Below are 26,063 nucleotides of genomic sequence, written 5' to 3'. Positions count from 1 at the left end.
TGACGGCGTGGACCGCTCGGGTGCAGGCTTGAGTCGACCGCGCTCACCTGAGCCGAACGGGCTCAGGTCGGGCATGGAACGTTTTCGCGGCGCGCACGCGTCGCGGCAGGAACATTGGAGGAAAATTATGGCTCGTGCGGTCGGCATCGACCTCGGAACCACCAACTCGGTCGTTTCCGTTCTGGAAGGCGGCGAGCCCGTTGTGGTCGCCAACGCCGAGGGGTCCCGCACCACCCCGTCCGTCGTCGCATTCGCGAAGAATGGTGAGGTTCTGGTGGGTCAGCCCGCCAAGAACCAGGCGGTCACCAACGTCGACCGCACCATCCGTTCGGTCAAGCGCCACATCGGCACGGACTGGACCGTGGCCATCGACGACAAGAAGTACACGCCGCAGGAGATCAGCGCCCGCACGCTGATGAAGCTCAAGCGCGACGCGGAGGCCTACCTCGGTGAGGACATCACCGACGCGGTCATCACCGTCCCGGCGTACTTCAACGACGCCCAGCGTCAGGCCACGAAGGAAGCCGGCACCATCGCCGGTCTCAACGTCCTGCGCATCGTCAACGAGCCCACCGCGGCTGCCCTCGCCTACGGTCTCGACAAGGGCGAGAAGGAGCAGACCATCCTGGTCTTCGACCTCGGTGGCGGCACCTTCGACGTCTCCCTCCTCGAGATCGGCGACGGCGTCGTCGAGGTCCGCGCGACCTCCGGCGACAACCACCTCGGTGGCGACGACTGGGACGAGCGCATCGTCAACTGGCTCGTCGACAAGTTCAAGGCACAGCACGGCGTCGACCTGACCAAGGACAAGATGGCCATGCAGCGTCTGCGTGAGGCTGCCGAGAAGGCCAAGATCGAGCTGTCGTCCTCGCAGTCGACCTCGATCAACCTGCCGTACATCACCGTCGACGCGGACAAGAACCCGCTGTTCCTCGACGAGCAGCTCACCCGCTCGGAGTTCCAGAAGATCACCGGCGACCTCCTCGAGCGCACCCGCGCTCCCTTCCAGCAGGTCGTCAAGGACGCCGGCATTTCCGTCGGCGACATCGACCACGTCGTACTGGTCGGCGGCTCGACCCGTATGCCCGCCGTCACCGACCTGGTGCGCGAGCTCACCGGTGGCCGCGAGCCCAACAAGGGCGTGAACCCCGACGAGGTCGTCGCCGTGGGTGCAGCCCTGCAGGCCGGCGTCCTCAAGGGCGAGGTCAAGGACGTGCTGCTGCTCGACGTCACCCCGCTGTCGCTGGGTATCGAGACCAAGGGCGGCGTGATGACCAAGCTCATCGAGCGCAACACCACGATCCCCACCAAGCGGTCGGAGACCTTCACCACCGCCGACGACAACCAGCCGTCGGTGCAGATCCAGGTCTTCCAGGGCGAGCGTGAGATCGCGGCGCACAACAAGCTGCTCGGCTCGTTCGAGCTCGGCGGCATCGCGCCGGCTCCGCGTGGCGTCCCGCAGATCGAGGTGACCTTCGACATCGACGCCAACGGCATCGTCCACGTCACCGCCCGCGACAAGGGCACCGGCAAGGAGAACACGATCAAGATCCAGGAAGGCTCCGGCCTGTCCCAGGAGGAGATCGACCGGATGGTCAAGGACGCCGAGGCGCACGCCGAGGAGGACCGCAAGCGTCGCGAGGAGGCCGAGGTCCGCAACCAGGCCGAGTCGCTCGTGCACCAGACCGAGAAGTTCATCAAGGAGAACGAGGACAAGGTCCCGGCCGACGTCAAGGAGAAGGTCGAGGCTGCGATCAAGGAAGCCAACGACGCCCTCGCCGGCTCCGACATCAACGCGGTCAAGGCCGCCGTCGAGAAGCTCGCGACCGAGTCGCAGGCCCTCGGCCAGGCCATCTACGAGGCGCAGGGCGCCGAGGGTGCCGCTGCCGGTGACGGCGCGGCCGCAGGTGCCGACGACGTCGTCGACGCCGAGGTCGTCGACGAGCCGAACGATTCGGAGAAGAAGTGAGTGCCGACAAGCCCGAGCAGGAACCGGTGACCGTCACCGACAAGCGACGGATCGACCCTGAGACCTTCGAGGTGCGCGACCCCGCCGAGGAGTCGCGCGCCGAGGAGGGCGAGGTGATCGAGTCGGTTCCTGCGGAGGGCGACGCCGAGAAGGCCGAGCGGACCGAAGGACAGTCGCAGGAGGCGAAGGAACTCGCCGAGCGCACCGCCGACCTGCAGCGCGTGAGCGCGGAGTACGCGAACTACCGTCGCCGCGCCGAGGCGCAGCGCACGGCGATCGCGGAGGAGGCCAAGGCCTCCGTCGCGGCGAAGTTCCTCGACGTCCTCGACGACCTCGACCGGGCACGCGCCCACGGCGACTTGGAGACGAGTCCGCTGAAGGCACTGTCCGGCAAGCTGACCGGTGTGTTCGACAGTGTCGGACTCGTCGCGTTCGGTGAGGAAGGCGACGCCTTCGATCCCGAGTTGCACGAGGCCGTCCAGATGGAAGGCGACGGTCACCACCCGGTGCTCGGGACGGTGCTCCGCAAGGGTTACCGCTTCGGCGACCGCATCCTGCGGCACGCGATGGTGACGGTCACCGACGGCGATCCGGCGGACACGCCGGGTGACGCGCGGTCGGCGGAGCCGGGCACAGAGTAAGAACAAGAAAACGCGAGAGGAGGAGACGCCCGGTGAGCCAGCGGGAGTGGATCGAGAAGGATTTCTACAAGGCCCTGGGCGTCTCCCCCGACGCAACGCAGGACGAGATCAAGAAGGCCTACCGGAAACTGGCGCGGGACCTGCATCCCGACGCCAACCCCGGTGACGCCACGGCCGAGGAACGCTTCAAGGCCGTCAGCGAGGCCAACGCCGTCCTGTCGGATCCCGCCAAGCGCAAGGAATACGACGAGACCCGGCGCCTGTTCGCCTCCGGCGGCATGCCGGGGGGCTTCCGTCCCGGCGCCGGCGGATTCTCCGGTGGTACCGGAGCGACCTTCGACATCGGCGACCTGTTCGGCGGTGGCGGCGACGGTGGGCTCGGCGACCTCTTCGGTGGCCTGTTCAACCGCGCCGGTGGCGGCACTGCTTCCACCGCCGGCCGTTCGCGTCCACGCCGCGGATCCGATGTCGAGACCGAGACGACGCTCGACTTCCGCGATGCCGTCCAGGGCGTCACGGTTCCCCTGCGGATGACCAGCCCGGCGCCGTGCACCACCTGCCACGGCAGCGGTGCCCAGCCGGGAACGAGTCCGCGGGTCTGTCCGAACTGCAACGGAAGCGGTGTGGTCTCCCGTAACCAGGGCGCCTTCGGATTCTCGGAACCGTGCGACGACTGCCGGGGCAGCGGATCGATCATCGACAACCCCTGCAGCGACTGCCGCGGTACCGGCGTGCAGAACCGCACCCGCACCATCACCGTGCGGGTCCCCGCAGGCATCAAGGACGGTTCGCGCATCCGCCTCGCCGGTCAGGGCGAGGCCGGTCTGCGCGGCGCCCCGTCCGGCGACCTGTTCGTGACGGTGCACGTCCGTCCCGACCGCGTGTTCGGGCGTGAGGGCGACGATCTGACCCTCGTGCTGCCCGTCAGCTACGGCGAACTCGTCCTCGGCGGCACCGTCTCGGTGCCGACCCTCGACGGCCGCGTCGGGCTGAAGATCCCGCCGGGAACGGCCGACGGCCGGGTCCTGCGGGTCCGCGGACGCGGCGTCCCCAAGCGCGGGGGCGGCGCCGGTGACCTTCTCGTCACGGTGAAGGTCGCGATCCCGCAGAATCTCGACGAGAAGGCGACGGAAGCGCTGCACAACTATCTTCGTGCAGAAGAGGCAAGCGGTTTCGATCCTCGAGAGGGATGGGCAGGTGCGTGATGAGCGAGACGAGAATGCCACGGAATCTGTCACCGGATCCCGATGCGCGCGTCTACGTCATCTCGGTGGCAGCAGAACTCGCCGGGATGCATGCGCAGACGCTGCGTAACTACGACCGGCTCGGACTCGTCCCCCCGCACCGCACCAGCGGCGGCGGCCGCCGGGACTCGCCGCGCGACGTCGAACTGCTGCGCGAAGTGCAGCGCCTCTCCCAGGACGAAGGTGTCAACCTCGCCGGGATCAAACGGATCATAGAGCTGACCAACCAGGTCGAGGCACTGCAGCAGCGCGTCGCCGAACTCAACGCCGAGGTCGCCCAGTTGCGTTCGACACGCGGCGATCTGGTGCCCATTCCGCGCAGCAACGCCCTCGTCGTGTGGAAGCCGCGCAACAGGCGGGACTGACCGCACCGCGGTCGAGCGCGACTGACCGCACCGCGGTCGAGCGCGACTGACCGCACCGCGGTCGAGCGCGACTGATCCGCCGGATCGGTCGAGAACGAAAATCTCCCGCCCAGCGAGACGATCGCCCTGTGGAGCCTCGACGTCTGCCTAGTGTGGCGTGTTCCACACGAACGGTCGACGGAAGGCAACAGTCATGGCGGAGTGGGCGGAAGAATGCGACGTCCTCGTGGTGGGGTCGGGAGCCGGAGGGTGCTGCGGTGCGTACACCGCTGCGCGCGAAGGACTGTCGGTGATCCTCGTCGAGGCATCCGAGTACTTCGGCGGCACCACGGCGTACTCCGGGGGCGGCGGCGTCTGGTTCCCCACCAACGCGGTCCTGCAGCGTGCCGGTGACGACGACACCCTCGAGGACGCACTGACCTACTACCACGCGGTCGTCGGCGACCGCACCCCGCGCGAACTGCAGGAGGCGTATGTCCGCGGCGGCGCCCCGCTGATCGACTACCTCGAGTCCGACGACGATCTCGAATTCATGGTCTACCCGTGGCCCGACTACTTCGGCAAGGCGCCCAAGGCCCGTGCCCAGGGACGTCACATCGTCCCGTCGCCGCTGCCCATCGCCGCCGATCCCGAGCTCAACGAGTCGATCCGCGGCCCGCTCGGCCGCGAACGCAACGGCGAACCCCTGCCCGACATGCTCATCGGAGGTCGCGCGCTCGTCGGACGATTCCTCATCGCCCTGCGCAAGTACCCGAACGTGGAGCTGTACCGGAACACCCCGCTCGAAGAACTGATCGTCGAGGACGGTGTGGTCGTGGGCGCGGTCGTCGGGAACGACGGCGAGCGACGGGCGATCCGCGCGCGCAAGGGTGTCGTCCTCGCCGCCGGTGGCTTCGATCGGAACGACGAGATGCGCAGCAAGTACGGGGTGCCCGGCGCCGCGCGGGACTCGATGGGCCCGTGGTCGAACCTCGGCAAGGCCCACGAGGCGGGCATCGCCGTCGGCGCCGACGTCGACCTGATGGATCAGGCCTGGTGGTCGCCGGGACTGACCCACCCGGACGGACGTTCGGCGTTCGCGCTGTGCTTCACGGGCGGCATCTTCGTCGACCAGGACGGTGCGCGGTTCACCAACGAGTACGCACCCTACGACCGTCTGGGCCGCGACGTCATCGCCCGCATGGAGCGCGGCGAGATGACGTTGCCGTTCTGGATGATCTACGACGACCGGAACGGTGAGGTCCCACCGGTCGGGGCGACGAATGTGCCGCTCGTCGAAACCGAGAAGTACGTCGACGCGGGACTGTGGAAGACCGCCGACACCCTCGAGGAACTCGCCGAGCAGATCGGTGTGCCAGCCGAATCCCTGAAGGCGACCGTCGCGCGGTGGAACGACCTGGCCGCGAAGGGAGTCGACGAGGACTTCGGCCGCGGGGACGAGCCCTACGATCTCGCCTTCACCGGCGGTGGGTCCGCGCTGGTCCCGATCGAACAGGGCCCCTTCCACGCGGCACAGTTCGGCATCTCCGACCTCGGCACCAAGGGCGGTCTGCGGACCGACACCGTCGGGCGGGTGCTCGACAGCGAGGGTGCTCCGATCCCCGGCCTGTACGCGGCGGGCAACACGATGGCCGCACCGAGCGGCACCGTCTACCCCGGCGGCGGCAATCCGATCGGCGCGAGCGCACTGTTCGCGCACCTGTCCGTGATGGACGCTGCGGGACGCTGACACACAGAGGCGGGACGCCGACGCACATACGAACCGGGCCCGGAGGATACGCAGGTATCCTCCGGGCCCGGTCCGTCCTCTCAGGGTCGGGTGACGGCGAAGTCCGCTGTCATGAACGGATATCCGTCCTCCACAGTGGTCGCGACCTCGAAGCGGTGCCGGTTGGCACCGCCGATGTGGGTGCCGTCGCCGTTCGCGACGCCCGTGCCGTAGTTGTTGGCCATGAGCGCCACGGTCGCGTCGCCGGGCATCGTGTAGTCGATCTGGATGCCGAACCCGCGCCGGTCGGCGCTGCTCGCCGAGACCGTCTCGGTGGAGCGGGCCGGCACCACGGTGGCCGGCTCGTCCACCCATGTTCCGTAAGGGTTCTCGGTCGACGTGAGCACCATCGGCGCATCGGTGTCGTTGCGGATCGTCAGCGTGATGGTGGGCCCGTCGGTGGGCAGGGAATCGGCGGCCGCAGTGGCGGGGGCGGTGATCGCCGCTGCAGCGGTCAGAACTGCCGCTGCGACAGCGCGGATGCGGTACTTCATCGTGCTCCTGGCGGTTGACGACTCGTGGTTCTCAGCCGTGCCTGGCCGGCCGCTGAAGTGTACCCGTCGGTAGCCCGATCCGTCGGTCTTCGGCGATCAGGCCGGGACGAGGTCGCTGACCTGCGCAACAAGCTCCAGTGAACGCAGCCACGCGTCGCGTCCGGGAGCCGACGACACGACGATCAGCTCGTCGGCCTGCGCGCGCTCGGTGAACCGGTCGAGGTAGTCGCGCACCTCCTGCGGCGTACCCACGGCGGTGTACCGAAGCATCTCGAGCACCTGCATGCCGGCGGGGGAGTCGAGCAGCATGTCGATCTCCTCCTCGCTGAACGTGCGCCCGCGTCCGACCATCTGGACGACCCGCGCCCGCTTGGTCGCCTCGAACAGCGACTGCGCCTCCTCGGCGGTATCGGCGGCGATCACACCGACACCCGCGATGACGTACGGCTCCGAGTGGTCGGGGGAGGGCTGGAACTCGCGGCGGTACAGCCGCACCGCGTCCTCGAGGGCCTGCGGCGCGAAGTGTGACGCGAAGGCGTACGGAAGACCGAGCAGAGCAGCGAGTTTCGCGCCGAACAGCGACGAGCCCAGGATGTACAGCGGCACATCGGTGCCCTTACCGGGGATCGCGTCGACTCCAGGGATCCGCGACTCACCCTTCAGGTAGGCCTGCAGTTCGAGGACGTCCTGCGGAAAACTGTCGGCCGACGTCGGGTCGCGGCGCAGCGCCCGCATGGTCTTCTGGTCGCTGCCGGGGGCGCGGCCGAGACCGAGGTCGATGCGGCCGGGATGCAGCGTGGCGAGAGTTCCGAACTGTTCGGCGATGGTCAGCGGCGAGTGGTTCGGCAGCATGATGCCGCCGGCGCCGAGACGGATCGACGAGGTGTGCGCGGCGACGTGCGCGATGAGCACGCTCGTCGCCGACGAGGCGATCGTCGGCATGTTGTGGTGTTCGGCGTACCAGATGCGCCGGTAACCCCACTGCTCGGCGAGCTGGGCCATCTTCACGCTGGCGTCGAAGCTCTCACGGGCGGTCTCGCCCTTGCCGATGTGTGCGAGGTCGAGGATGGAGAGGGGAACGGTCACCGGTAATCCTTCGCGTCGGGGCCCGGTATCGGCCGCCGGGCACACCTTCGGAGCAACCTCGACCGGTGACCGTCTATTCCCTCACCTGTCGTTCGGCGTCACCGCCGTTCGAAACCGCCGTAGGTGCCCTGGAAGAACAGGAGCGGACCGCGGGAGTGCAGCGACGTCAGCCCCGTGACCCGTGCCAGCACGATCGTGTGGTCGCCGGCCTCGTACTCGGTCTCCACGGTTGCCTCGACCCGCGCCAGGGCTCCCTCGATCGCCGGAGCGCCGTTGTCGCCCGGCTCCCAGCGCACCCCGCGGAACTTGTTGCCGCCGCTCACCGCGAACGCACCGCACAGGGTGCGCTGGCTCTCGGCCAGGACGTTGACGGCCAGGTTGCCGACCTCCCGGATCTTCGGCCAGGTCGTCGACGTGCGGGCGGGACAGAACGAGATGAGCGGCGGGGCCAGCGAGACCGACACGAACGACTGACAGGCGAATCCCAGCGGTTCGTCGCCGTCGAGCGCGGTGATCACCGTGACACCCGTGCAGAAGTTGCCCATCACGTCGCGGATCCGTCGGGGATCCAGTACCGCGTGTTCCGCTGTCATCGAAACTCCAATCGATCGGCGTTCGTTCCAGTGTCCGTCACCGACGACACAGTGTGCGAACCCTGTCCCGCCGACCGGTCAGCGAACACGCATGTCGCTGGGAGCCCAGACCGCCCGCATGCTGGTGATGCGTCCCTCGTCGTCGAACGTCATGACGTCGATGGGCTCGATCTCGTAGGTCTGCTCGCCCGCCTTCGTGACCACACGGAAGTGGAAGGCCGCGGTCGACCCGGCGATCCGGAGCGTGAGCAACTCGGTGGTGTTCTCGGTGGCCTCGACACCCTTGTAGAACTCGGCGATCGCTGCCCGGCCCACGCGAGGCTCGCTTCCGGCAGGATCCTCGAGGGTGGCGTCGTCGGCGTAGAGGGCGGCGATGTCGGCGGCCACGCCTGCGGCCACTGCATCGAGATAGGCGTGCACGGTGGTGCGGATGCGCTGAGTGCGGGCGTCGGTGTCGGAAACGGTCACGGTCGCTCCTGTGTGGTGCGGGACGAAAGGTGTCGCGTCGACGCTGGCTAGCGACCCGCTGGCGCACCGCATCGCCGTTCTCCCGGCCAGCGGGAGATGCCGACCTCACCCCACCCCGAGATCGCCGAAGTCCCTGCCGAACAGGTCGGCGAGGGCGACGAGCTGGTCGCAGTAGTGGTCGGCGGATCCGGCGTCCACACCGGCACCGACGATCGTCGCGCCCGCTGCGATCGCGCGGCCGAGTCGTCTGCGCGTCGCGTCGGGGTCACCGAGCGGGTCGAGCCGCGTCACCGACAGCACGACCTCGAAGCCGGGCGGCGGCTGCCTCTTCGCGAGCATCGTTTTCACGTCGTCGAAGGGGAGCCCGAAAGGTACCCAGCCGTCCCCGAACTCGCACGCGCGTCGCAGCGAACGCGGGGTGCGGCCGCCGATCCATAACGGAACTCGCGGCTGCACGGCGCAGGGATCGACCACCACATCCGAGTACTCGAAATACTCTCCGTGATAGGAGGGTTCGCGTGTCGATAGAGATGCGCGCAGGGCGGCGAGAGCATCGTCGGCGCGTGCGCCGCGATCAGTGAAGGGGGCTTCGAGCAACGCGAACTCCTCCTCGAGCGAACCGACGCCGAGACCGAGGGTCAGGCGTCCACCGCTGACCGTGTCGAGCGTGCCGTAGCGCTTCGCGATCTCCAGAGGATGGTGGTAGCCGAGGACGAGAACCTGGGTGACCAGTCGGATCCGGTCGGTGCGCGCTGCCAGGAAGCCGAGGGTCGCCAGCGGATCCCAGTACGTCCCACCGCGCGTCGCGGCCACGGGCGCCGGTACGGCGACGTGTTCACTGCAGGTGAGGTGGTGGAATCCCGACCGATCCGCGGTGACCGCGATCTGCGACAGTTCCTCGATGCCCGCGCCGGCCTCCCAGTCGCCGGAGGCCCCGGGGACCCGGGTGACGACCGGGCTGGTGATCCCGATGCGTACTGCCGGCATGCGGTTCGATCCGTCGGTCATACGCTCTCCTTCGTCGATCGGTCCGTCAGGAGTGTGCGCTCGGACGGGCTCGCGGAGCACGTCCGGTCCCGCTCGCCGATACACGACCAGTGAGGTACACGATCTCGTCGTCGACGGACCGGGAGGCGGCCTCGCGTTGCGCCTCTACCGTCCCGAGTCCTCCGAGGCCGCGCGCCCGGTCGTCGTGTTCGCGCACGGTGGAGGGTTCGTCTTCTGCGATCTCGACAGTCACGACGAGTTCTGCCGGTCGATGGCGGAGGCTGTCGGGGCCGTCGTCGTGTCCGTCGATTACCGCCTCGCCCCCGAACACCCTGCCCCGGCCGCGCACGACGACCTGTACCCCGCGCTCGAATGGACGGCCGCGACCGTCGCGTCGTACGGGGGAGACCCGGCGCGCATCGTGCTTGCCGGCGACAGTGCCGGTGGAAACCTCGCCGTGACCGTCGCGATCGCCACCTGCGACGGGGGCGGACCGGCGGTGCTCGGTCAGGCGTTGTTCTATCCGGTGATCGACGACGACTTCGACACCGAGTCGTACCGGAAGTACGGGGTGGGCTACTACAACTCCGCCGCGGCGATGCGGTGGTACTGGGAGCAGTACGCACCGGACGGCACCGACGATCCCCCGCCTGATCCCCACCCGCGCCGAGTCGCTCGCCGGGCTGCCCTCGGCGGTCGTCGCCACCGCCGAACTCGATCCGCCGTGTTCGTCCGGCGACGACTACGCCGACCGTCTCGCCGCGGCCGGGGTGTCCGTGCAGCACCGCAGATTCGACGGCCTGTTCCACGGATTCCTGACCTTCCCCGCGTTGTCGCTCAGCGAGCCGGCGCGGCAGGAGGTGTGGAAGATGGTGCGCGCCCTGGTCGACGGGCCGGATCTCCCGGTGACCGGGACGAGCGGCTTCGCGTCCTGAGCAACTGTCCTAGCGTCCCGCAGACAACGACGAGAAGGAGACTGTCGATGGCGCCGACATCCGTACCGCCCGTGGCACCCGCCCAGGACACCACCGTCGACCTGCTCGTGATCGGGTCCGGTACCGGCATGGCCGCCGCACTCACCGCGCACGAGGCAGGACTGTCCGCCCTCCTCGTGGAGAAGTCGGCCTACGTCGGCGGATCGACCGCCCGTTCCGGCGGTGCGTTCTGGGTGCCGGCCAATCCGGTACTCACCGCGGCGGGAAGCGGCGACACCGTCGAGCGCGGCCACACCTACGTGCGGACGGTCGTCGACGGCACGGCGCCGGTCGAACGGGGCGAGGCCTTCGTCGACAACGGTGTCGCCACCGTCGAGATGCTCCAGCGCACCACCCCCATGAAGCTGTTCTGGGCTGAGGGCTACTCCGACTATCACCCCGAACTGGCGGGTGGTTCGGCGGTCGGCCGCAGCTGCGAGTGCCTGCCCATGGACCTGTCGGTCCTCGGTGAGGAGCGGGGTCGACTGCGTCCCGGCCTCATGGAGGCGAGCCTGCCGATGCCTACCACCGGTGCCGACTACAAGTGGATGAACCTCATGTTGCGCTTGCCGCACAAGGGTTTTCCGCGTATCTTCAAGCGGCTCGCACAGGGGGTCGCCGGTCTCGCCGTCAAGCGTGAATACGTCGCCGGTGGGCAAGCGATCGCCGCCGGCCTGTTCGCGGGTGTGCTGAAGGCCGGTGTGCCGGTGTGGACCGAGACGTCGCTGGTGCGTCTGCTCACCGACGGGGATCGTGTCACCGGTGCCGTCGTAGCGCAGAACGGACGTGAGGTGACGGTGACCGCTCGTCGCGGGGTGGTGCTTGCCGCGGGTGGGTTCGACCACGACATGGAGATGCGGCGCAAGTTCCAGTCCGAGCGTCTGCTCGACCACGAGAGCCTCGGGGCGGAGACCAACACCGGCGACGCGATCAAGGCGGCCCAGGAGGTCGGTGCCGATCTCGCCCTCATGGATCAGGCATGGTGGTTCCCCGCCGTCGCGCCGACCCGTCCGGGCAAGCCGCCGATGGTCATGCTCGCCGAGCGTTCGCTGCCCGGCTCGTTCATCGTCGACCAGACGGGACGCCGGTTCACGAACGAGTCGTCCGACTACATGTCGTTCGGACAGCTGGTGCTCGAACGCGAGCGTGCCGGCGATCCGATCGAGTCGATGTGGATCGTCTTCGACCAGAAGTACCGCAACAGCTACGTGTTCGCGGCCGGGGTGTTCCCGCGCCGGCCGCTCCCGGAGGCCTGGTACGAGGCGGGCATCGCCCACCGCGGCACCACCGCTGCGGAACTCGCGGCGTCGATGGGCGTGCCGGTGGACACCTTCGCCGCGACGTTCGGAAGGTTCAACGAGGACGCCGCGGCGGGAACGGATTCCGAGTTCGGACGTGGCGGCAGTGCCTACGACCGCTACTACGGTGACCCGACCGTCCAGCCGAACCCGAACCTGCGACCCCTCACGCACGGCCCGCTCTACGCGGTGAAGATGACGCTGAGCGATCTCGGCACGTGCGGTGGCGTGCGCGCCGACGAGCGGGCGCGGGTCCTCCGCGAGGACGGCAGCCCCATCGCCGGTCTCTACGCCATCGGCAACACCGCGGCCAACGCGTTCGGCCACCGCTATCCCGGTGCCGGTGCCACCATCGGGCAGGGCCTGGTCTTCGGGTACATCGCGGCCCGCGACGCAGCATCGTCGGACGCACCGGTCGCCTGAGTGGACGATCCGAAAGGTAGGGAGGGCATGTGACGATCACGAACGGGGACGTCCGTTCCCTCCCGACCGTGCTGTCCCTCTGGGGAGCCGGGCCCCGTCTCGAAGACGGCCCGGTGGACGAAGTGGACATCGTGTTCTTCGCGCCACCCACCACCGACGCGCTGGTCTGCCGGTCCCGCGACAACCGCGACGAGGCGTCCGGTCGGCTCGACCGGACACTCGGATACGTCGATGAGATCGGGCGGTTGGTCGCCGAGGTCTACGTGTCCGGATCGGCGCGTCCGGTCGGTGAGCACGGTGCGTCCGTCCCGCTCGCCGACGAACTGCTGCATTCGGTTGTCGAACGGTTCGACCTCGCCGATGTGCGGCGGCTCCGGATGCGGTTCTACGGACATTCCGCGAGGCCTGGATCACCGACCTGGTCGGTGACCGTGTTGCAGCGTTACCGCACCGATCACGAGGACGTCGAGGACGTCGCGCTCATCGGCACGGATCCTTCCGGATCCGTCGTCGCTCGTGCCTGGGTGACCGTCGCAGCCGATCGCTGAAGAGCCGGCCGGACGTCGGGCGCACTCAGTACGGGTCGTAGCGGATGTTCTCGACCGGGGTGCCGGTCTCGATCAGCCGCTGAGCGGTGGTGCGCACCATGGCCGCCGGGCCACACACGAGCACCTGGTGGTCGCCGAACGCACCGTAGGACGTGACGACCTCGTCGACGCTGCCCTCGAGCAGTTCGTCGGGGTCGGGTCCGAACTCGTCGATGCGCGGGGCGATGCGATCGAACCAGGGGTCGGGGATGTCGGGGATCTCGAGGGTCTCCACGACCGGCACCACCGTCAGCCACGGCAGCGCCTCGGACAGGAGCATGAGCATGTCGGCGGCGTACAGGTCGCGCGGGTTGCGGGCGCCCGTGAACAGGAAGGTGCGGGGCGGATCCGGGTGACGCGCCGTGTCGAGGATCAGCGACCGCAGCGGCGCGAGGCCCGTGCCGCCGGCCACCATGATGACGATGCGGCCGGTGTCGTCGATGTGGAGGTCGCCGCCGCGGGCGGCGCCGATCTGCCACACGTCGCCCGGTTGGGTGTCGGCGACGATCGCGCCGCTCACCCAGCCACCCGGGACCGTGCGCACGTGGAACTCGAGCTTGCCGTCCAGCGACGGTGGCAGCGCGGGGGAGAGGCGACGCGGCAGCGTGGGACGCTGCGGCACGGCCACGTCGACGTACTGCCCGGGGCGGAAATCGACGATCGCGTCGTCGCATTCGAGACGCACGACGGCGAGGTCGTGCCGGAGCCGATGATGTTCGACGACGGTTGCGGTGACTGCCGTTTCGGTCTCGCTCGGTGACGGCGTGGCCGACTGCATGCGTGATCCCCCGGTGGTGTGCTGTGACGTGCCCAAGACTCTAGGCGAGAAGTCGCCGAAAAGGCAGGGTGGAACGTGTTTCAGTTTTCGGTCTCGGGCGGTTATCGTGACGAACGGCAGGTGATGGTCACCACAGCGGAGAACGCCAACCGGTGACGTCACACAACGGACCGTCACAGCACACCGGAAGGACGACCATGCCCGAGGAGTACGCCGACCTCTACCGCCCCGCATTCACGCCCGATCTCCTCATCACCGCGCTCGACCGCAGCGCCGACCGGCCCGCCCTGCACCTCGGTGACGTCGTCCTCACCGGAGCCGAGATGCGCGCCGCCATCAGCCGGTTCCAGCAGGCGCTCGCGTCCGTCGGGGTCGGCCAGGGAACGGCGGTCGCGATGCTGTCCAAGAACCGGCCCGAGGTGCTCATCTCGATGGGCGCCACGATGGTCGCCGGCTGCCGCACCACGGCCCTGAACCCGATGGGCTCGCTCTCCGACCACCTGTACATCTCGACCGACGCCGAGATCGAGACCCTGATCTTCGATCCCCGCCACTTCGAGGAACGCGCAGCGGAGCTGCGCGAGCAGGTGCCGACCCTGAAGAACCTGTTCTCCCTCGGCCCGTCCTCGGTGGGCACCGACATTCTCGCCCTGTCCGAGGAGTTCACCGAGCAGCGCCTCGTGTCCGCGCCCGTCGACATCGAGGACACCTCCTCCATCGTCTACACCGGCGGCACCACAGGGAAGCCGAAGGGCGTGATGGGCTCGTTCCGTTCGGGCGCGGCCCTGAACCAGATCCAGATGGCCGAGTGGCAGTGGCCCGAGCAGCCGCGCTTCCTCGTGTGCACCCCGCTCTCGCACGCCGGTGCGGCGTTCTTCGTCCCCACGCTCCTGCGCGGCGGATGCCTCTACGTGCTGCCGCACTTCGATCCTGCGCTCGTGCTCGAAGCGATCGAGAAGCATCGCATCAACGCGACCATGCTCGTGCCGACGATGATCTACATGCTGCTCGACCATCCCGATTTCGACAGCCGCGACCTGTCGAGCATCGAGACCCTGTTCTACGGTGCGTCGGCGATGTCGCCGTCCCGCCTGCGCGAAGGGATCGAGCGGCTCGGCCCGGGCTTCTTCCAGTTCTACGGCCAGTCCGAATGCGGCATGACCATCTCGGTGCTGCGCAAGGAAGAACACCTCCCCGACGATCCGAGCCGCCTCGCGTCGTGCGGCCGCCCCGTGCCGTGGCTCGACGTCCGCCTGCTCGACGACGACCTGAACGAGGTGCCGCAGGGCGAACTCGGCGAGATCTGTGTGCGCGGCCCGCTCGTGATGAAGGGCTATCTGAACAAGCCGGAGGAGACCGCCGAGGCGCTGCGCGGCGGATGGCTGCACACCGGCGACGTCGCGCGCGCCGACAAGAACGGCTTCATGACGATCGTCGACCGCAAGAAGGACATGATCGTCACCGGCGGCTTCAACGTCTTCCCCCGCGAGATCGAGGACGTCATCTCGTCGCACCCGGCGGTCGCGTCCGTGGCCGTCGTCGGTGTGCCGGATACCAAGTGGGGCGAGGCCGTCAAGGCGTGTGTCGTGCTGCGCGACGGTCAGTCGGTGCCGGTCGAGGAACTGATCGAGAAGGTGCGTGCCGCAAAGGGTTCGGTGCACGCCCCCAAATCGGTCGACTTCCTCGACGCCCTGCCGTTGACGCCGCTGGGCAAGCTCGACAAGAAGACGCTGCGGGCGTCCTATCGCTGACCTCGTTCGCGTGGCGGTCGGTCCCGGCAACCGGTCGTGGTTGCCGGGGCCGGCTGTTTGTCACCAGGACTCGTGGATTCGGAATGCCGCTGTCCTGCCTCACCACTGGTGCGCGACGTCCAGCACCACCCGTGAACTGCTACCGGGACCGTCGAGGGTGAACACCCGGAACGGCAGCCGGGCCCGTACCCCGACACCGAGGGTGGTCTGGCCTTCGAAACTGTTGGCCCACGCCACCTGTCGCAGGGTGCGGTATCCGCTCACGTCGACGACCTCGCGCCGGTTCGCCGGTACGTAGTAGGCGGGCGCGAGGACGACCGCCTGGAGGTAGGCGCCTCCGCGCAGCGGGACCTCGAACCCCGATCCGTCCTCGTGGACGGCGGGGACGTAGCCGACGCGGTAACCCGCGGCCGGCCCGGCGAGATCGACGACGATCCGGTCGAAGCACTCGTGCCGTCCTGCCCGCACGGCGGTGAACGGTGAGGCGACCATCGTCGGGTTCACCTTGTCCAGCGAACCCCAGTGGATGCCGCAATAGGGCGTTGCGGCCGACGCGGTCGGGCCCGTCAGCCCGATCCCCGCGATGACGACGATCATCGCGAGCCACACGTGAATCCTGCTCATGTCCGTTCCTCTGTGTGTGGCTGATGATGGATCATCGCGAGGAGTGTGATCCGCGTTACATTTGAGGGTCGGGACGCTCCTCGACGAGGTCCTCGAAGGTCGTCTCCTTCAGCGACTCGAAGACCGGGGCGACCAGACGGTCGAGCATCGACGAGAACACTTCTGTACCGGCGAGTTCCCGCACCCCCAGCTCACCCGACGTCACCTGCTCGACGAGCTTCGCGAAGGCCGGGTCGCCCGTGGCATCGGCGATCGACCGCAATGACGTGACGATCTCGCGGGACAGGGTGGTATCGCCGCGCGCGACGTCGACGACGATCTCGGATTCGTCCATGTCTTCTCGATTCCTGTGCGGCACCGTGGTGCCTAGACTGCGGGGAGGCCGGGGATCTCGATGTTCTCGATCTTCGCGAGATTTCCGGTGAGCACACCGATGAGGCCCTGGATGGACGTCCACACTGTGGTGTGGACGTCGATCGCCTTCCTCCACTGGTCGCTGATGATCACCAGGTCCACTACGGAGGACGCTGCAATGGCCGCCGAGCCCAGAACTCCGACACCGGTTGCGGCGGCGATACTCGTCGCCGCGATCCTGATCAGAACCCTGATGGCTGCATCGGTTATGACCGAGAGGATTTCGGCGAATGCCTGGTTCAGTTCGTACATCGACACGGCGATCTTCTCCAATTGCTCAGAGATCCCGTGAACGGCCCGGGCCTGTTCGTCGAGGGCGTTCTGCAGATCGGTGAGATAACGACCGGCGGCCCCGCCCGCCGATCCGTCCCACGGGGCAACCGTGCCGTGGACGTCGTCTACGGCCGTCGCGTACGCACGGTGGAAGGTGGCCAGCCTGTTCACGCCATCGCTCGTGCGCAGCACCGACTCCCAGTCGCCACCGCAGTGCTGGGCCGCGTACACCCACGGATCCGTGCCCACCACGAACTTGCAGAGTTCGGCGACGTAGAAGCTCGGGGAGAGGTAGTACATCCCCAGGGTGCGTTCGAGCAGGTCCGGTATGGGATCGGACGCGGTGGGTTCGACGAGCGCATCGTCCGGACGAGCGCTCACCAGCCGATGTCCGGACCGGTGCGCTCGAACTGTGCCGAAGTGCCCAGTTCGGTGTCCTCGTATGTCCGTGCGGATTCGGTCATCGCCGTCGCCGCTCGGTCGATCGCCACACCCAGCTCGTCGTAGAGAGCCGTCAGCCGGGCACGGGCCGTGTGCACCCGTTCGACGACATCGAAGTAGATCAGTCCCCCGGTCTCAGGAGGCGTCAGCCAGCGATCGGCGTAACGGCGTGCACCATCCGCCTGGTCGGCCAGATCGCGCAGATCATGTGTTGCAGCGCGCAGGTCGTCCGGGTCCACATACAGATTCGATCGTGTCAAGACATCCCCCAGTCGTGATCGGACGAGAGTGTAGGCCATCGCAAAGGCGTTTGCGACGCCCGCTACAGTGCACGACGTGACAACCGGGGGGAACACGAAAAATGGTCTTGCGCATGTGCGTTTCGAGACACAGGACCGTGACGATGCGATACCGACACGACTGGGGGGCCGACCCGTCCAGCTGACGGTGAAGGATGAGCTTCCACCCGTGTGTCCTGTGCACGGGGTGCCGGAGGTCGAGCGCGTGCACACCTGGGTCACCACCTATCGCAAGATCCGGCACAGTCGCGCGCAGATCCGCATCATCGGTACCGAAGCTGCGGCGAAGGCCAGTACGTGGCGTGCACGTGCGCAGCACAAGCCACACGTGATCGCGTTCGATGTACCGATGTGTGCGCGGTGCGTCCGGATCGATCGGCTGACACGGTGGGCGATGTGGCTGTGCATGCTGGGCGGACTGGTCTGCCTGCTCGTCGCGGTGCAGATGGCGGCCCTCGGCTGGGCCCGCGAGTACATGGCCCTGTGGTCGCTGCTCGTGTTCGGAACCTTCCTCGTTCCGACCCCGGCGATCTTCGTCAGACAGATGCGTCAGGGCTGGTGGGGTTTCGAGGCTCCGATCGACGGGTCGGCCCTCGTTGTCGCGTACGCCCACCCGAACTTCGTGGCCGAGACGGAGAGGCGACGCGGCCGATAGATCCTCGGCTTTCACCGGGGAGTGCGGCCTGACATACTCCCTCGCATGGTGAACGGGGACGTCCAGCGGGTCGAGGTGCGGTTGGCAGTCGAATATCCGGGCTCGGGAGCGACGAGCACGCTCGGAGACGGTTCGATGCGACCGATCGATCCCATCCCCCCGATCTGCCCGCGCCACGGAGAGCCCGAGACCGGACGTGTCCGGGTGACGGTCGCGGCCGACGCATCGGAGCCCCGCCAGGGATCGAACCGGTTCGGTTCGGCGCTCGAGGCCGCCTACACGGTGCAGGTCGCCGCGGTGGACTGGCCCGTGTGTGCTCGCTGCGTCGCCGTCCGCACGCGCTGGCAGATCGCCGCCGCCGCGACCTGCACGGTCCTCGGCGTCATCTTCCTCGCGCTGGTGTTCGCGCTCGTGCAGGGCGCTCCCGAGATCTACGGTCTGGCGCTGCTCGGTGTCTTCGGTCTGTCGTTCCTCCCGATCTACGTCGCCTTGCGGGTGCTCGAGCCGAAGCGGGCCTCTCTGGGAATGTCCGTGGCCGAGGACGGTTCGGAACTCGTCATCTCGCAGGCGCATCCGGAGTTCGCGCGGGCGGTCGCGGCGCAGCGGATGTAGCCACCGTTCCCTTCTCCTGCGGCGTTGACTTCTGGACCGGCCGGTTCATACTCGAACCGGGGGTCGATCGTCTCGTTTCACAGGCAGGAGAAGTGCCGTGAAGATCGAACATTCCACTCCGGCGTCCACCCCGGAACTCGGATCCGAGGAGAAGAAATCTCTCGCCGTGCGGGCTCTGATGATGATGGCCGACGGTGATCGCAGCGTTTTCGGCGAGGTGCTGTCCGCGGACGCGGTCAATCGCGAAGCAAAGAGTGAACCGCCTCCCACCAGAGTCCACGGACCCGACGGTTTCTTCGCGACTGCACTGTGGTTGCGTGACGCCTTCGCAGATCTGAAGTTCGAGGTGAAGAACGTCGTGGAGCAGGACGATCTCGTCGTCCTCGACACCGTCATGTCGGCGCGACACGAAGGACCCTTCGCCACCTACGACGAGCAGGGCCGCGTCGATCAGGTGTTCGCGCCGACGGGAAAGAGTTTCACGGTGCGTCAGGCCCATTGGATGCGGGTGGCCGACGGCAAGATCGTCGAGCATTGGGCCGTGCGCGACGACCTCGGAATGGCAAAGCAGGCGGGATGGGTGCCACCGAACCCGATCTCGCTGACGCGGAACGTTCTCGCAGCACGGAAGCTGCGCAAGCAGATCAGAGCGGGTCGAAGCTGATGTTCTGACGCGGGGTGCCTGCCGCCGACAGCGCGTACAGCGTCGTGCGGATCATCGACGGCGACCCGGCGATCTGGATCTGACGGTCGGCCCACGTGCCGAACTGCCCGGCGACCTTACCGAGCTTGCCGTACATCGGCCGGTTGAGGCCGGTGGGCGGTTCCTTCGCGGGAACCGGGTGCCACCAAGGGTTCTCCTTCTCCTCGAGCACCGGCACGATGGTCAGCCACGGGTTGGTCGTGGCGATCTGCCACAGGGTTTCGAGGTCGTACAGGTCGCACGGATACTTGCCCCCGTAGAACAGGTGGACGCGCGGGTTGTCGCCGCGCATCGCCATCTCCATGATCTGGGCGCGCATGGGTGCGAGACCGGTGCCGGACGCGATCATCAGCACGTCCCGGCCGCTCTCGCGGTCGACGTGCAGGCCACCGAGCGGTGGGCCGATCGTCCACCGGTCGCCGACCGCGGTCTCGCCGACGAGCGCGGGGCTCACCCATCCGGTGGAGACCCGTCGAACGTGGAATTCGATCTGCCCGTACGGATTCGGCGGGATCGCTGCCGACAGGTACCGCCACATGTGCGGGCGCTGCGGGATCTGCACGCTCATGTACTGGCCCGCGTAGTAGGGGATCGAGCTGTCGGCCTCGAGCCGGATGATGGCCAGATCGGGGAGCACGCGTTCGTGGCCGACGACGGTGGCCCCCCACGAGGCAGGCAGGTCGTCGGTGGCCGCGGCGGTCGCCATCGTCTCGACGACTCCGTCGACGACCTCGGCCCAGGTGCGTTCGAGCGCGGCCGTCCACAGGATCAGGGGAGTGCATTCGCGGACCGCGGCGAGCAGTGCGTTGCCCGCGACGCGGTAGTGCAGCGGCTCGACCCCGTACTTACGGTGGTCGCGCGCGAGCTGGGCGAGGAACCTGTCGACGGTGCCCGGTTCGTGGAGGCGGGCGACGACCCAGCCGACCGCGGTCGCGAACCGCTGTCGCATCGACTCCATGCCGGCGGGGAACAGTGAGCGGATGCCGGTGGACTCGCTCCACATGGCGTTGTAGAACGCCGTCGCGAACCGTTCGGCTCCGGTGGGGGTGGCGATGATCGACGCGAAGCTGAGCTGAACCCGGGCGATGGCGAAAGCCTCCACGCCATCCTCCCTGTATCCGTGCTGCGCGAACGCCGCCACTGTAGTCGGTTGCAGGGCGCCCGGCCACTGACCGCCGGGTCCGTCACAACCTGCGAGCGGTTTGTGAGCAGAATCACTACACTCAGGAAAGTTGAGTGGAACAAACTCAACTTATGATCCGTTGAAGAATTCGACATCACCGAGACCTGCCCGAGGCAGGGAATCGGCTGCAGAATCGACATGGGGCACTCGCCTGCGCGTGGGGTGCACCGAGAAAGAAAGGGGCGCGCAGTGGACTCGTTCAATCCGACGACCAAGACCCAGGCCGCACTCACCGCTGCACTTCAGTCGGCGTCCGCTGCGGGCAACCCGGAGATCCGTCCGGCACACCTGCTCGTGGCACTGCTCGACCAGACCGACGGCATCGCCGGCCCGCTGCTCGAAGCGGTGGGCGTCGACCCGGCCGCGGTGCGCAGGGAAGCCGAGGACCTCGTCCGTCGTCTTCCGCAGACCAGCGGGGCGACCACCACACCGCAGCTCGGTCGTGAGGCGATCGCGGCCATGACCGCGGCACAGCAACTCGCCACCGAACTCACCGACGAATTCGTCTCCACCGAGCACGTCCTCGTCGGCCTCGCCGGTGGCGACTCCGATGTCGCGAAGCTCCTCGCCGGGCACGGCGCAACGCCGGCCGCCCTGCGCGACGCCTTCACGACCGTCCGCGGCAACCGCCGCGTGACCTCCGCCGATCCCGAGGCCAGCTATCAGGCCCTGGAGAAGTACTCCACCGATCTGACGGCGCGGGCGCGTGAAGGCAAGCTCGACCCGGTCATCGGTCGCGACAACGAGATCCGCCGTGTCGTCCAGGTGCTCTCCCGCAGGACCAAGAACAACCCGGTCCTCATCGGTGAGCCAGGCGTCGGTAAGACCGCCATCGTCGAGGGCCTCGCCCAGCGCATCGTCGCCGGGGACGTGCCCGAGTCGCTGCGCGGCAAGACCGTCATCTCGCTCGACCTCGGCTCGCTGGTCGCGGGCGCGAAGTACCGCGGCGAGTTCGAGGAACGCCTCAAGGCCGTGCTCGACGAGATCAAGGAATCGGCCGGGCAGATCATCACCTTCATCGACGAGCTCCACACCATCGTCGGCGCCGGCGCGACCGGCGAGTCGGCGATGGACGCCGGCAACATGATCAAGCCGATGCTCGCCCGCGGTGAGCTGCGGCTGGTCGGTGCCACGACCCTCGACGAGTACCGCAAGTACATCGAGAAGGACGCGGCCCTCGAACGTCGTTTCCAGCAGGTCCTGGTGGGGGAGCCGAGTGTCGAGGACACCGTCGGCATCCTGCGCGGCCTCAAGGAGCGCTACGAGGTGCACCACGGCGTGCGCATCACCGACTCCGCGCTCGTCGCGGCGGCGACGCTGTCCGACCGGTACATCACCTCGCGCTTCCTACCCGACAAGGCGATCGACCTCGTCGACGAGGCAGCCTCGCGCCTGCGGATGGAGATCGACTCGCGTCCCGAGGAGATCGACACCGTCGAACGCGTCGTCCGTCGCCTCGAGATCGAGGAGATGGCGTTGCAGAAGGAGAGCGACGAGGCCTCGAAGGAGCGCCTCGAGAAGCTGCGCGCCGAACTCGCCGACGAGCGGGAGAAGCTCAACCAGCTCACCACGCGCTGGCAGAACGAGAAGACCGCGATCGACTCCGTGCGGGAGATCAAGGAACAGCTCGAATCCCTGCGCGGTGAGGAAGAACGCGCCGAACGCGACGGCGACCTCGGCAAGGCCGCCGAGCTGCGCTACGGCCGCATCCCCGAGCTGGAGAAGAAGCTCGAGGCGGCCGCCGCCGCGTCGGGTACCACCGCCGGTGGCGACCTGATGCTCAAGGAGGAGGTCGGCCCGGACGACGTCGCCGACGTCGTCGCGGCATGGACCGGCATCCCCGCCGGCCGCATGCTCGAGGGCGAGACCTCCAAGTTGCTGCGGATGGAGGACGAACTGCGCAAGCGGGTCGTCGGCCAGGACGTCGCGGTGCAGGCCGTCTCCGACGCGGTGCGTCGTGCACGTGCCGGTGTCGCCGACCCGAACCGTCCGACGGGGTCCTTCCTGTTCCTCGGCCCGACCGGTGTCGGCAAGACGGAGCTGGCGAAGGCGCTCGCCGACTTCCTGTTCGACGACGAACGCGCCATGGTGCGGATCGACATGTCCGAGTACAGCGAGAAGCACTCGGTGGCACGCCTCGTCGGTGCGCCTCCGGGCTACGTCGGCTATGAGGCCGGCGGTCAGCTGACCGAGGCCGTGCGGCGTCGCCCCTACACGGTGGTGCTGTTCGACGAGGTCGAGAAGGCACACCCGGACGTCTTCGACACGCTGCTGCAGGTGCTCGACGACGGTCGTCTCACCGACGGCCAGGGCCGCACGGTCGACTTCCGCAACACCATCCTGATCCTCACATCGAACCTCGGTGCGGGTGGCGATCGGGAGCACATCATGGCGGCGGTGCGGGCGGCGTTCAAGCCGGAGTTCATCAACCGGCTCGACGACGTCGTGATCTTCGACCCGCTCTCGGAGGAGCAGCTAGAGAAGATCGTCGACATCCAGCTCGACCAGTTCGCCGACCGCATGTCGGCGCGGCGACTGACACTGGATGTCTCGAGCGCCGCGCGGTTCTGGCTGGCGGTGCGCGGCTACGACCCGCAGTACGGTGCACGTCCGTTGCGCCGCCTGATACAGCAGGCGGTCGGCGACCAGCTCGCCAAGAAGCTGCTCGCCGGTGAGATCAAGGACGGAGACACCGTCCACGTGGGCGTCAGCGAGGACGGCGACCACCTCGTGATCAGCGCCTGACGGCGCCCGTGCGCGGCCTCGGTGGCAGGAGCTGCCGGGGCCGCGCGCGCCTACTCTGGAAGGCGCTATGAAGAATCCCCAGGATCCGCGCACCCCGCAGGAACGGGCCTACGCACTCGACGAGTCGTCGAACGGGACGGACCCCGACGCGACCCGCGTGCTGCACACCGACGACGCGACCGAGGCGTACGGGCGGCCGGTCACCAACCCGACGGTCGCGTACACCCGCTACGAGCAGTGGGGCGCGCAGGGGAGCGAGTACCAGCCCACCCAGGCCTATCCCTCCCTTCAGGGTCCTCCGTCGCAACAGGGTCCTCCGTCGCAACAGCCGTATCCGCCTCAGCCGGGCTACCCGCCCCCGCACGGCTATCAGCCCACACAGGTGCTCCCCGGATACGACCCCGGTAACCCGCAGACGGCGATGAACCCGGGACCGGGAACGCGGGGGCACGGAATCCCCGGGCAGCCACCCACGGGTCCGGCGCCCGGCACGGATGCCGGGAAGCCGCGCGGCCCGCGCTGGGGACTGATCACGCTCGCCGCGGTGGTCCTCATCGCGCTCGGCGGCACCATCGGGTTCCTGCTCAGCCGGCCCGACGACTCCACCTCGCGGGTCGCGTCGGATCGCGCCCCGGCCACCGTCGCGCCCCCGTCGACGGCGACTCTCCCGCCGGCACCCGAACCGACCACACCGGGACTGCCGCTCGACCGGATCCCCGGCGGACTCGGCGAGGTCATGGGCGACGCGGGCGCGGTCGTGGGCACGATCACCGCTAACGACGGCGGCAGCATCACCCTCGGCGTCATCGGTGGTTCGACGGTCACCGTCGTCCTCACCCCCGACACCGAGATCATCACCCTGACCGGCGACACCGCCGACAGCCTCGAGGTCGGAGCGACCGCCGTGGCGACCGGCAGTGCCGTCGAGCAGGGACGGATGACCGCCGAGACCGTCGTCAGCGCGTCCCTCCCATCCTTCGGTGGTTCGGGCCGCTGACCCGCTAGGCTGACTCGACGATGACTGCCATGTGGTTCTCTCTGGCCGCGGTCGCACTGCTGGGTGCGGTCGCGCTGCTCTACGTCGACCGGACGCGGCGAGAACAGTCGGGTCGTATCCGGGAGATCTGGGCCAAAGCGCAGGGCTACAAGTACACCTCCGCCGAGGACCACCTGCCGTCCACCTGGCACCGCGCGGCGCTCGCCAAGCAGGAATATCTCGGCGCGATCGACATCGTCCGTGGGGTTCGCCGCGGCGAGGAGTTCGTCCTGTTCGACATCGAGGAGACCGCGACGATCATCGCGGTCCGGCGCAAGGTCGGCTCCGACGTCGACATCGATCTGCGGCTCAAGTCGACGCCGCCGCCGAAGGACCCCGACATGAACCTGCTCGGTTCGATCGGCCCGCGCATCGTCTTCGCCACCGACCTCGAGATCGCGCGACGCGTGTGCGACCAGCGGATGGTCGCGTTCACCGAGTCCATCCCCGACCACGTACAGATGCTGTGGAGCGAAGGCGAGTGGACGCTCGGCTCGATCCCCGTCGGCAGCTCCGGACGCCAATGGGACTCGGCCATCGAGACCGTCGCGCGTTTGTCGGGCATCCTCCACGTGCTGCCGCCCGTCGTGGAACCCGAGGAACTGGACCGGGGTTCGCAGGATCCGGGCCGGCCCTCCGCCCGTCACTGAGGCGGAACGCCGAGAATTGTCACTGAGGCGAAACGCCGAGAATTGTCACTGAGGCGGAACGCCGAGAATTGTCACTGCGGCGAAACGCCGAGAATTGTCACTGAGGTAGATCCTCGGGAGGTGGTCGCGCGCGTCGCGTGTCGTTAGTGTGGCGGCCATGACTTCCGTCCGCCCCGTCGCGCTCGTGACCGGACCCACCTCGGGAATCGGTGCGGGTTTCGCCCGCACTCTCGCGAGTCGCGGTTACGACCTCGTGCTCGTCGCCCGCACCCGTCCCGCCCTCGACGAACTCGCCGCCGAGCTGAAGCAGAAGTTCGGGGCGGCATCGGAGATCATCGTCGCCGATCTGGCGGCCGTCGACGGTCGCGATCTCGTCGTCGAACGCCTCGGTCGCGGTGTCGAGATGCTCGTCAACAACGCCGGCTTCGGCACGACCGGCGAGTTCTGGACCGCCGATCCGGGCCTGCTGCAGGCGCAGCTCGACGTCAACGTCACCTCGGTCGTCGCGTTCACCCGTGCCGCGCTCCCGTCGATGATCGAGGCGGGCAGGGGCGACATCGTCAACGTCGCGAGCGTGGCCGGTCTGCTGCCCGGTCGCGGTTCCACCTACTCCGGCAGCAAGGCCTATGTCGTGTCGTTCACCGAAGGGCTGGCCGGTGGCCTCGCCGGCACGGGCGTGCGGGTGCAGGCACTGTGCCCCGGCTTCGTGCGTACCGAGTTCCATCAGCGTGCCGGGATCGACATGTCGTCCACCCCGAACCTGATGTGGCTCGACGTCGACGAGGTGGTGCGCACTTCGCTCGCCGACCTCGACAAGGGCAAGGTCCGCAGCATTCCGGGGCTGCAGTACAAGGTGCTCGCCACGGCGGGACGACTGGTGCCGCAGAACCTCGTGCGGAAGCTGACCAACACCTTCGGCAACGGTCGCGGCCGGACCTGATCGGCTGCGGCCGCGACAGCACCCGATCGCCACGGACGAACTGACGGCGGGCGTTGCCAGAT

At 68.2% G+C, this 26,063-nt stretch carries 26 protein-coding genes and 1 pseudogene; 16 read left to right on the top strand and 11 right to left on the bottom strand.

Annotated features, from left to right (window positions below; genetic code table 11):
• Positions 1–127 precede the first annotated feature (127 nt).
• The 5 genes from dnaK to IM25_RS02510 all read left to right on the top strand — a co-directional run bounded on the left by dnaK (position 128) and on the right by IM25_RS02510 (position 5,948).
• The gene (gene dnaK, locus IM25_RS02530; RefSeq protein WP_024101921.1) at positions 128–1,969 is read left to right on the top strand and encodes a molecular chaperone DnaK; all 1,842 of its coding nucleotides are present in this window, start codon (positions 128–130) and stop codon (positions 1,967–1,969) included.
• Entirely contained in the window at positions 1,966–2,610 is a 645-nt protein-coding gene (gene grpE, locus IM25_RS02525; protein ID WP_033096235.1) for a nucleotide exchange factor GrpE, read from the top strand. The genes dnaK and grpE overlap by 4 nt, the downstream gene beginning before the upstream one ends.
• 32 nt (positions 2,611–2,642) lie before the next feature.
• Positions 2,643–3,815, top strand: a complete 1,173-nt coding sequence (gene dnaJ, locus IM25_RS02520; protein WP_065995716.1) for a molecular chaperone DnaJ — start codon at positions 2,643–2,645, stop codon at positions 3,813–3,815.
• Positions 3,815–4,219, top strand: a complete 405-nt coding sequence (locus IM25_RS02515) for a heat shock protein transcriptional repressor HspR (RefSeq protein WP_065995715.1) — start codon at positions 3,815–3,817, stop codon at positions 4,217–4,219. The genes dnaJ and IM25_RS02515 overlap by 1 nt, the downstream gene beginning before the upstream one ends.
• A gap of 193 nt (positions 4,220–4,412) precedes the next feature.
• Positions 4,413–5,948, top strand: coding sequence for an FAD-binding protein (locus IM25_RS02510; RefSeq protein WP_033096233.1), 1,536 nt, complete (start codon positions 4,413–4,415; stop codon positions 5,946–5,948).
• A gap of 80 nt (positions 5,949–6,028) precedes the next feature.
• Here IM25_RS02510 and IM25_RS02505 read toward each other — a convergent pair whose 3' ends face one another.
• From IM25_RS02505 to IM25_RS02485, 5 genes are all read right to left on the bottom strand, one after another.
• Entirely contained in the window at positions 6,029–6,481 is a 453-nt protein-coding gene (locus tag IM25_RS02505; RefSeq protein WP_033096232.1) for a hypothetical protein, read from the bottom strand.
• A 96-nt stretch (positions 6,482–6,577) separates the two neighbouring features.
• Complete coding sequence (locus tag IM25_RS02500) at positions 6,578–7,567, bottom strand: LLM class flavin-dependent oxidoreductase (RefSeq protein WP_019291024.1); 990 nt, start codon at positions 7,565–7,567, stop codon at positions 6,578–6,580.
• 98 nt (positions 7,568–7,665) lie between these two features.
• Positions 7,666–8,160 (bottom strand): flavin reductase family protein, encoded by a 495-nt coding sequence (locus tag IM25_RS02495; RefSeq protein ID WP_065995714.1) that lies wholly within the window; start codon positions 8,158–8,160, stop codon positions 7,666–7,668.
• A 78-nt stretch (positions 8,161–8,238) separates the two neighbouring features.
• Positions 8,239–8,628, bottom strand: a complete 390-nt coding sequence (locus IM25_RS02490; protein ID WP_024101913.1) for a nuclear transport factor 2 family protein — start codon at positions 8,626–8,628, stop codon at positions 8,239–8,241.
• Positions 8,629–8,733: 105 nt separating this feature from the next.
• Positions 8,734–9,636, bottom strand: a complete 903-nt coding sequence (locus IM25_RS02485) for an LLM class F420-dependent oxidoreductase (RefSeq protein WP_033096231.1) — start codon at positions 9,634–9,636, stop codon at positions 8,734–8,736.
• Between the two features lie 31 nt (positions 9,637–9,667).
• On the opposite strand from IM25_RS02485, the pseudogene IM25_RS02480 reads away from it, so the two are divergent.
• From IM25_RS02480 to IM25_RS02470, 3 genes and pseudogenes are all read left to right on the top strand, one after another.
• A pseudogene (locus tag IM25_RS02480) lies at positions 9,668–10,550 on the top strand (alpha/beta hydrolase).
• A 47-nt stretch (positions 10,551–10,597) separates the two neighbouring features.
• Entirely contained in the window at positions 10,598–12,310 is a 1,713-nt protein-coding gene (locus tag IM25_RS02475; RefSeq protein ID WP_033096230.1) for a 3-ketosteroid-delta-1-dehydrogenase, read from the top strand.
• A gap of 29 nt (positions 12,311–12,339) precedes the next feature.
• Positions 12,340–12,858, top strand: a complete 519-nt coding sequence (locus tag IM25_RS02470) for a hypothetical protein (RefSeq protein ID WP_033096229.1) — start codon at positions 12,340–12,342, stop codon at positions 12,856–12,858.
• A 25-nt stretch (positions 12,859–12,883) separates the two neighbouring features.
• On the opposite strand, the gene IM25_RS02465 is transcribed toward IM25_RS02470, so the two are convergent.
• Entirely contained in the window at positions 12,884–13,675 is a 792-nt protein-coding gene (locus IM25_RS02465) for an FAD-binding oxidoreductase (protein ID WP_019291028.1), read from the bottom strand.
• A 197-nt stretch (positions 13,676–13,872) separates the two neighbouring features.
• On the opposite strand from IM25_RS02465, the gene IM25_RS02460 reads away from it, so the two are divergent.
• Positions 13,873–15,426: an AMP-binding protein gene (locus IM25_RS02460; protein ID WP_065995713.1), complete on the top strand. Its 1,554-nt coding sequence runs from the start codon at positions 13,873–13,875 to the stop codon at positions 15,424–15,426.
• Positions 15,427–15,525: 99 nt separating this feature from the next.
• Here the strand turns inward: IM25_RS02460 and IM25_RS02455 are convergent, their stop codons facing one another.
• From IM25_RS02455 to IM25_RS02440, 4 genes are read right to left on the bottom strand one after another with little or no spacing between them, the layout of a single operon-like run.
• Entirely contained in the window at positions 15,526–16,050 is a 525-nt protein-coding gene (locus IM25_RS02455; RefSeq protein WP_232333380.1) for an AMIN-like domain-containing (lipo)protein, read from the bottom strand.
• A 55-nt stretch (positions 16,051–16,105) separates the two neighbouring features.
• Entirely contained in the window at positions 16,106–16,384 is a 279-nt protein-coding gene (locus IM25_RS02450) for a hypothetical protein (protein ID WP_033096226.1), read from the bottom strand.
• A 32-nt stretch (positions 16,385–16,416) separates the two neighbouring features.
• Positions 16,417–17,118 carry a hypothetical protein gene (locus tag IM25_RS02445; RefSeq protein ID WP_024101904.1) on the bottom strand — a complete coding sequence of 234 codons (702 nt, stop codon included), beginning with the start codon at positions 17,116–17,118 and terminating at the stop codon, positions 16,417–16,419.
• Positions 17,115–17,438 (bottom strand): hypothetical protein, encoded by a 324-nt coding sequence (locus IM25_RS02440; protein WP_228044657.1) that lies wholly within the window; start codon positions 17,436–17,438, stop codon positions 17,115–17,117. The genes IM25_RS02445 and IM25_RS02440 overlap by 4 nt, the downstream gene beginning before the upstream one ends.
• 226 nt (positions 17,439–17,664) lie before the next feature.
• Here IM25_RS02440 and IM25_RS02435 point away from each other — a divergent pair, with 226 nt between their 5' ends.
• The 3 genes from IM25_RS02435 (at position 17,665) to IM25_RS02425 (ending at position 19,408) form a co-directional block, all read left to right on the top strand.
• Complete coding sequence (locus tag IM25_RS02435) at positions 17,665–18,132, top strand: hypothetical protein (protein ID WP_228044656.1); 468 nt, start codon at positions 17,665–17,667, stop codon at positions 18,130–18,132.
• A gap of 45 nt (positions 18,133–18,177) precedes the next feature.
• A complete protein-coding gene (locus tag IM25_RS02430) occupies positions 18,178–18,744 on the top strand; it encodes a hypothetical protein (RefSeq protein ID WP_019291034.1) in 567 nt (188 codons plus the stop codon).
• 97 nt (positions 18,745–18,841) lie between these two features.
• Entirely contained in the window at positions 18,842–19,408 is a 567-nt protein-coding gene (locus tag IM25_RS02425; RefSeq protein ID WP_033096225.1) for an ester cyclase, read from the top strand.
• Here the strand turns inward: IM25_RS02425 and IM25_RS02420 are convergent.
• Complete coding sequence (locus tag IM25_RS02420; RefSeq protein ID WP_024101900.1) at positions 19,389–20,549, bottom strand: FAD-binding oxidoreductase; 1,161 nt, start codon at positions 20,547–20,549, stop codon at positions 19,389–19,391. The genes IM25_RS02425 and IM25_RS02420 overlap by 20 nt on opposite strands.
• A 270-nt stretch (positions 20,550–20,819) precedes the next feature.
• Between IM25_RS02420 and clpB the strand changes: the two genes are divergently transcribed.
• The 4 genes from clpB to IM25_RS02400 all read left to right on the top strand — a co-directional run bounded on the left by clpB (position 20,820) and on the right by IM25_RS02400 (position 26,001).
• Positions 20,820–23,375: an ATP-dependent chaperone ClpB gene (gene clpB / locus IM25_RS02415; protein WP_033096224.1), complete on the top strand. Its 2,556-nt coding sequence runs from the start codon at positions 20,820–20,822 to the stop codon at positions 23,373–23,375.
• Between the two features lie 67 nt (positions 23,376–23,442).
• The gene (locus IM25_RS02410; protein WP_033096223.1) at positions 23,443–24,372 is read left to right on the top strand and encodes a hypothetical protein; all 930 of its coding nucleotides are present in this window, start codon (positions 23,443–23,445) and stop codon (positions 24,370–24,372) included.
• 29 nt (positions 24,373–24,401) lie between these two features.
• Positions 24,402–25,061 (top strand): hypothetical protein, encoded by a 660-nt coding sequence (locus tag IM25_RS02405; protein WP_019291038.1) that lies wholly within the window; start codon positions 24,402–24,404, stop codon positions 25,059–25,061.
• Between the two features lie 157 nt (positions 25,062–25,218).
• Complete coding sequence (locus IM25_RS02400) at positions 25,219–26,001, top strand: SDR family NAD(P)-dependent oxidoreductase (RefSeq protein WP_019291039.1); 783 nt, start codon at positions 25,219–25,221, stop codon at positions 25,999–26,001.
• The last annotated feature ends 62 nt before the right edge of the window (positions 26,002–26,063 follow it).

The organism is Rhodococcus sp. p52 (assembly GCF_000763325.2).
Taxonomy (GTDB): domain Bacteria; phylum Actinomycetota; class Actinomycetes; order Mycobacteriales; family Mycobacteriaceae; genus Rhodococcus; species Rhodococcus pyridinivorans.
This window is presented reverse-complemented; position numbering and strand designations above follow the sequence as displayed.

Bases quoted from the DNA above. Each gene is read 5' to 3' on its own strand.
- IM25_RS02410 (WP_033096223.1), top strand. From the start codon at position 23,443: ATGAAGAATCCCCAGGATCCGCGCACCCCGCAGGAACGGGCCTACGCA.
- IM25_RS02515 (WP_065995715.1), top strand. From the start codon at position 3,815: ATGAGCGAGACGAGAATGCCACGGAATCTGTCACCGGATCCCGATGCG.
- IM25_RS02405 (WP_019291038.1), top strand. From the start codon at position 24,402: ATGTGGTTCTCTCTGGCCGCGGTCGCACTGCTGGGTGCGGTCGCGCTG.
- IM25_RS02485 (WP_033096231.1), bottom strand. From the start codon at position 9,636: ATGACCGACGGATCGAACCGCATGCCGGCAGTACGCATCGGGATCACC.
- IM25_RS02430 (WP_019291034.1), top strand. From the start codon at position 18,178: ATGGTGAACGGGGACGTCCAGCGGGTCGAGGTGCGGTTGGCAGTCGAA.
- IM25_RS02455 (WP_232333380.1), bottom strand. From the start codon at position 16,050: ATGAGCAGGATTCACGTGTGGCTCGCGATGATCGTCGTCATCGCGGGG.
- IM25_RS02505 (WP_033096232.1), bottom strand. From the start codon at position 6,481: ATGAAGTACCGCATCCGCGCTGTCGCAGCGGCAGTTCTGACCGCTGCA.
- IM25_RS02465 (WP_019291028.1), bottom strand. From the start codon at position 13,675: ATGCAGTCGGCCACGCCGTCACCGAGCGAGACCGAAACGGCAGTCACC.
- IM25_RS02400 (WP_019291039.1), top strand. From the start codon at position 25,219: ATGACTTCCGTCCGCCCCGTCGCGCTCGTGACCGGACCCACCTCGGGA.
- IM25_RS02450 (WP_033096226.1), bottom strand. From the start codon at position 16,384: ATGGACGAATCCGAGATCGTCGTCGACGTCGCGCGCGGCGATACCACC.
- IM25_RS02475 (WP_033096230.1), top strand. From the start codon at position 10,598: ATGGCGCCGACATCCGTACCGCCCGTGGCACCCGCCCAGGACACCACC.
- dnaK (WP_024101921.1), top strand. From the start codon at position 128: ATGGCTCGTGCGGTCGGCATCGACCTCGGAACCACCAACTCGGTCGTT.
- IM25_RS02460 (WP_065995713.1), top strand. From the start codon at position 13,873: ATGCCCGAGGAGTACGCCGACCTCTACCGCCCCGCATTCACGCCCGAT.
- IM25_RS02510 (WP_033096233.1), top strand. From the start codon at position 4,413: ATGGCGGAGTGGGCGGAAGAATGCGACGTCCTCGTGGTGGGGTCGGGA.
- IM25_RS02495 (WP_065995714.1), bottom strand. From the start codon at position 8,160: ATGACAGCGGAACACGCGGTACTGGATCCCCGACGGATCCGCGACGTG.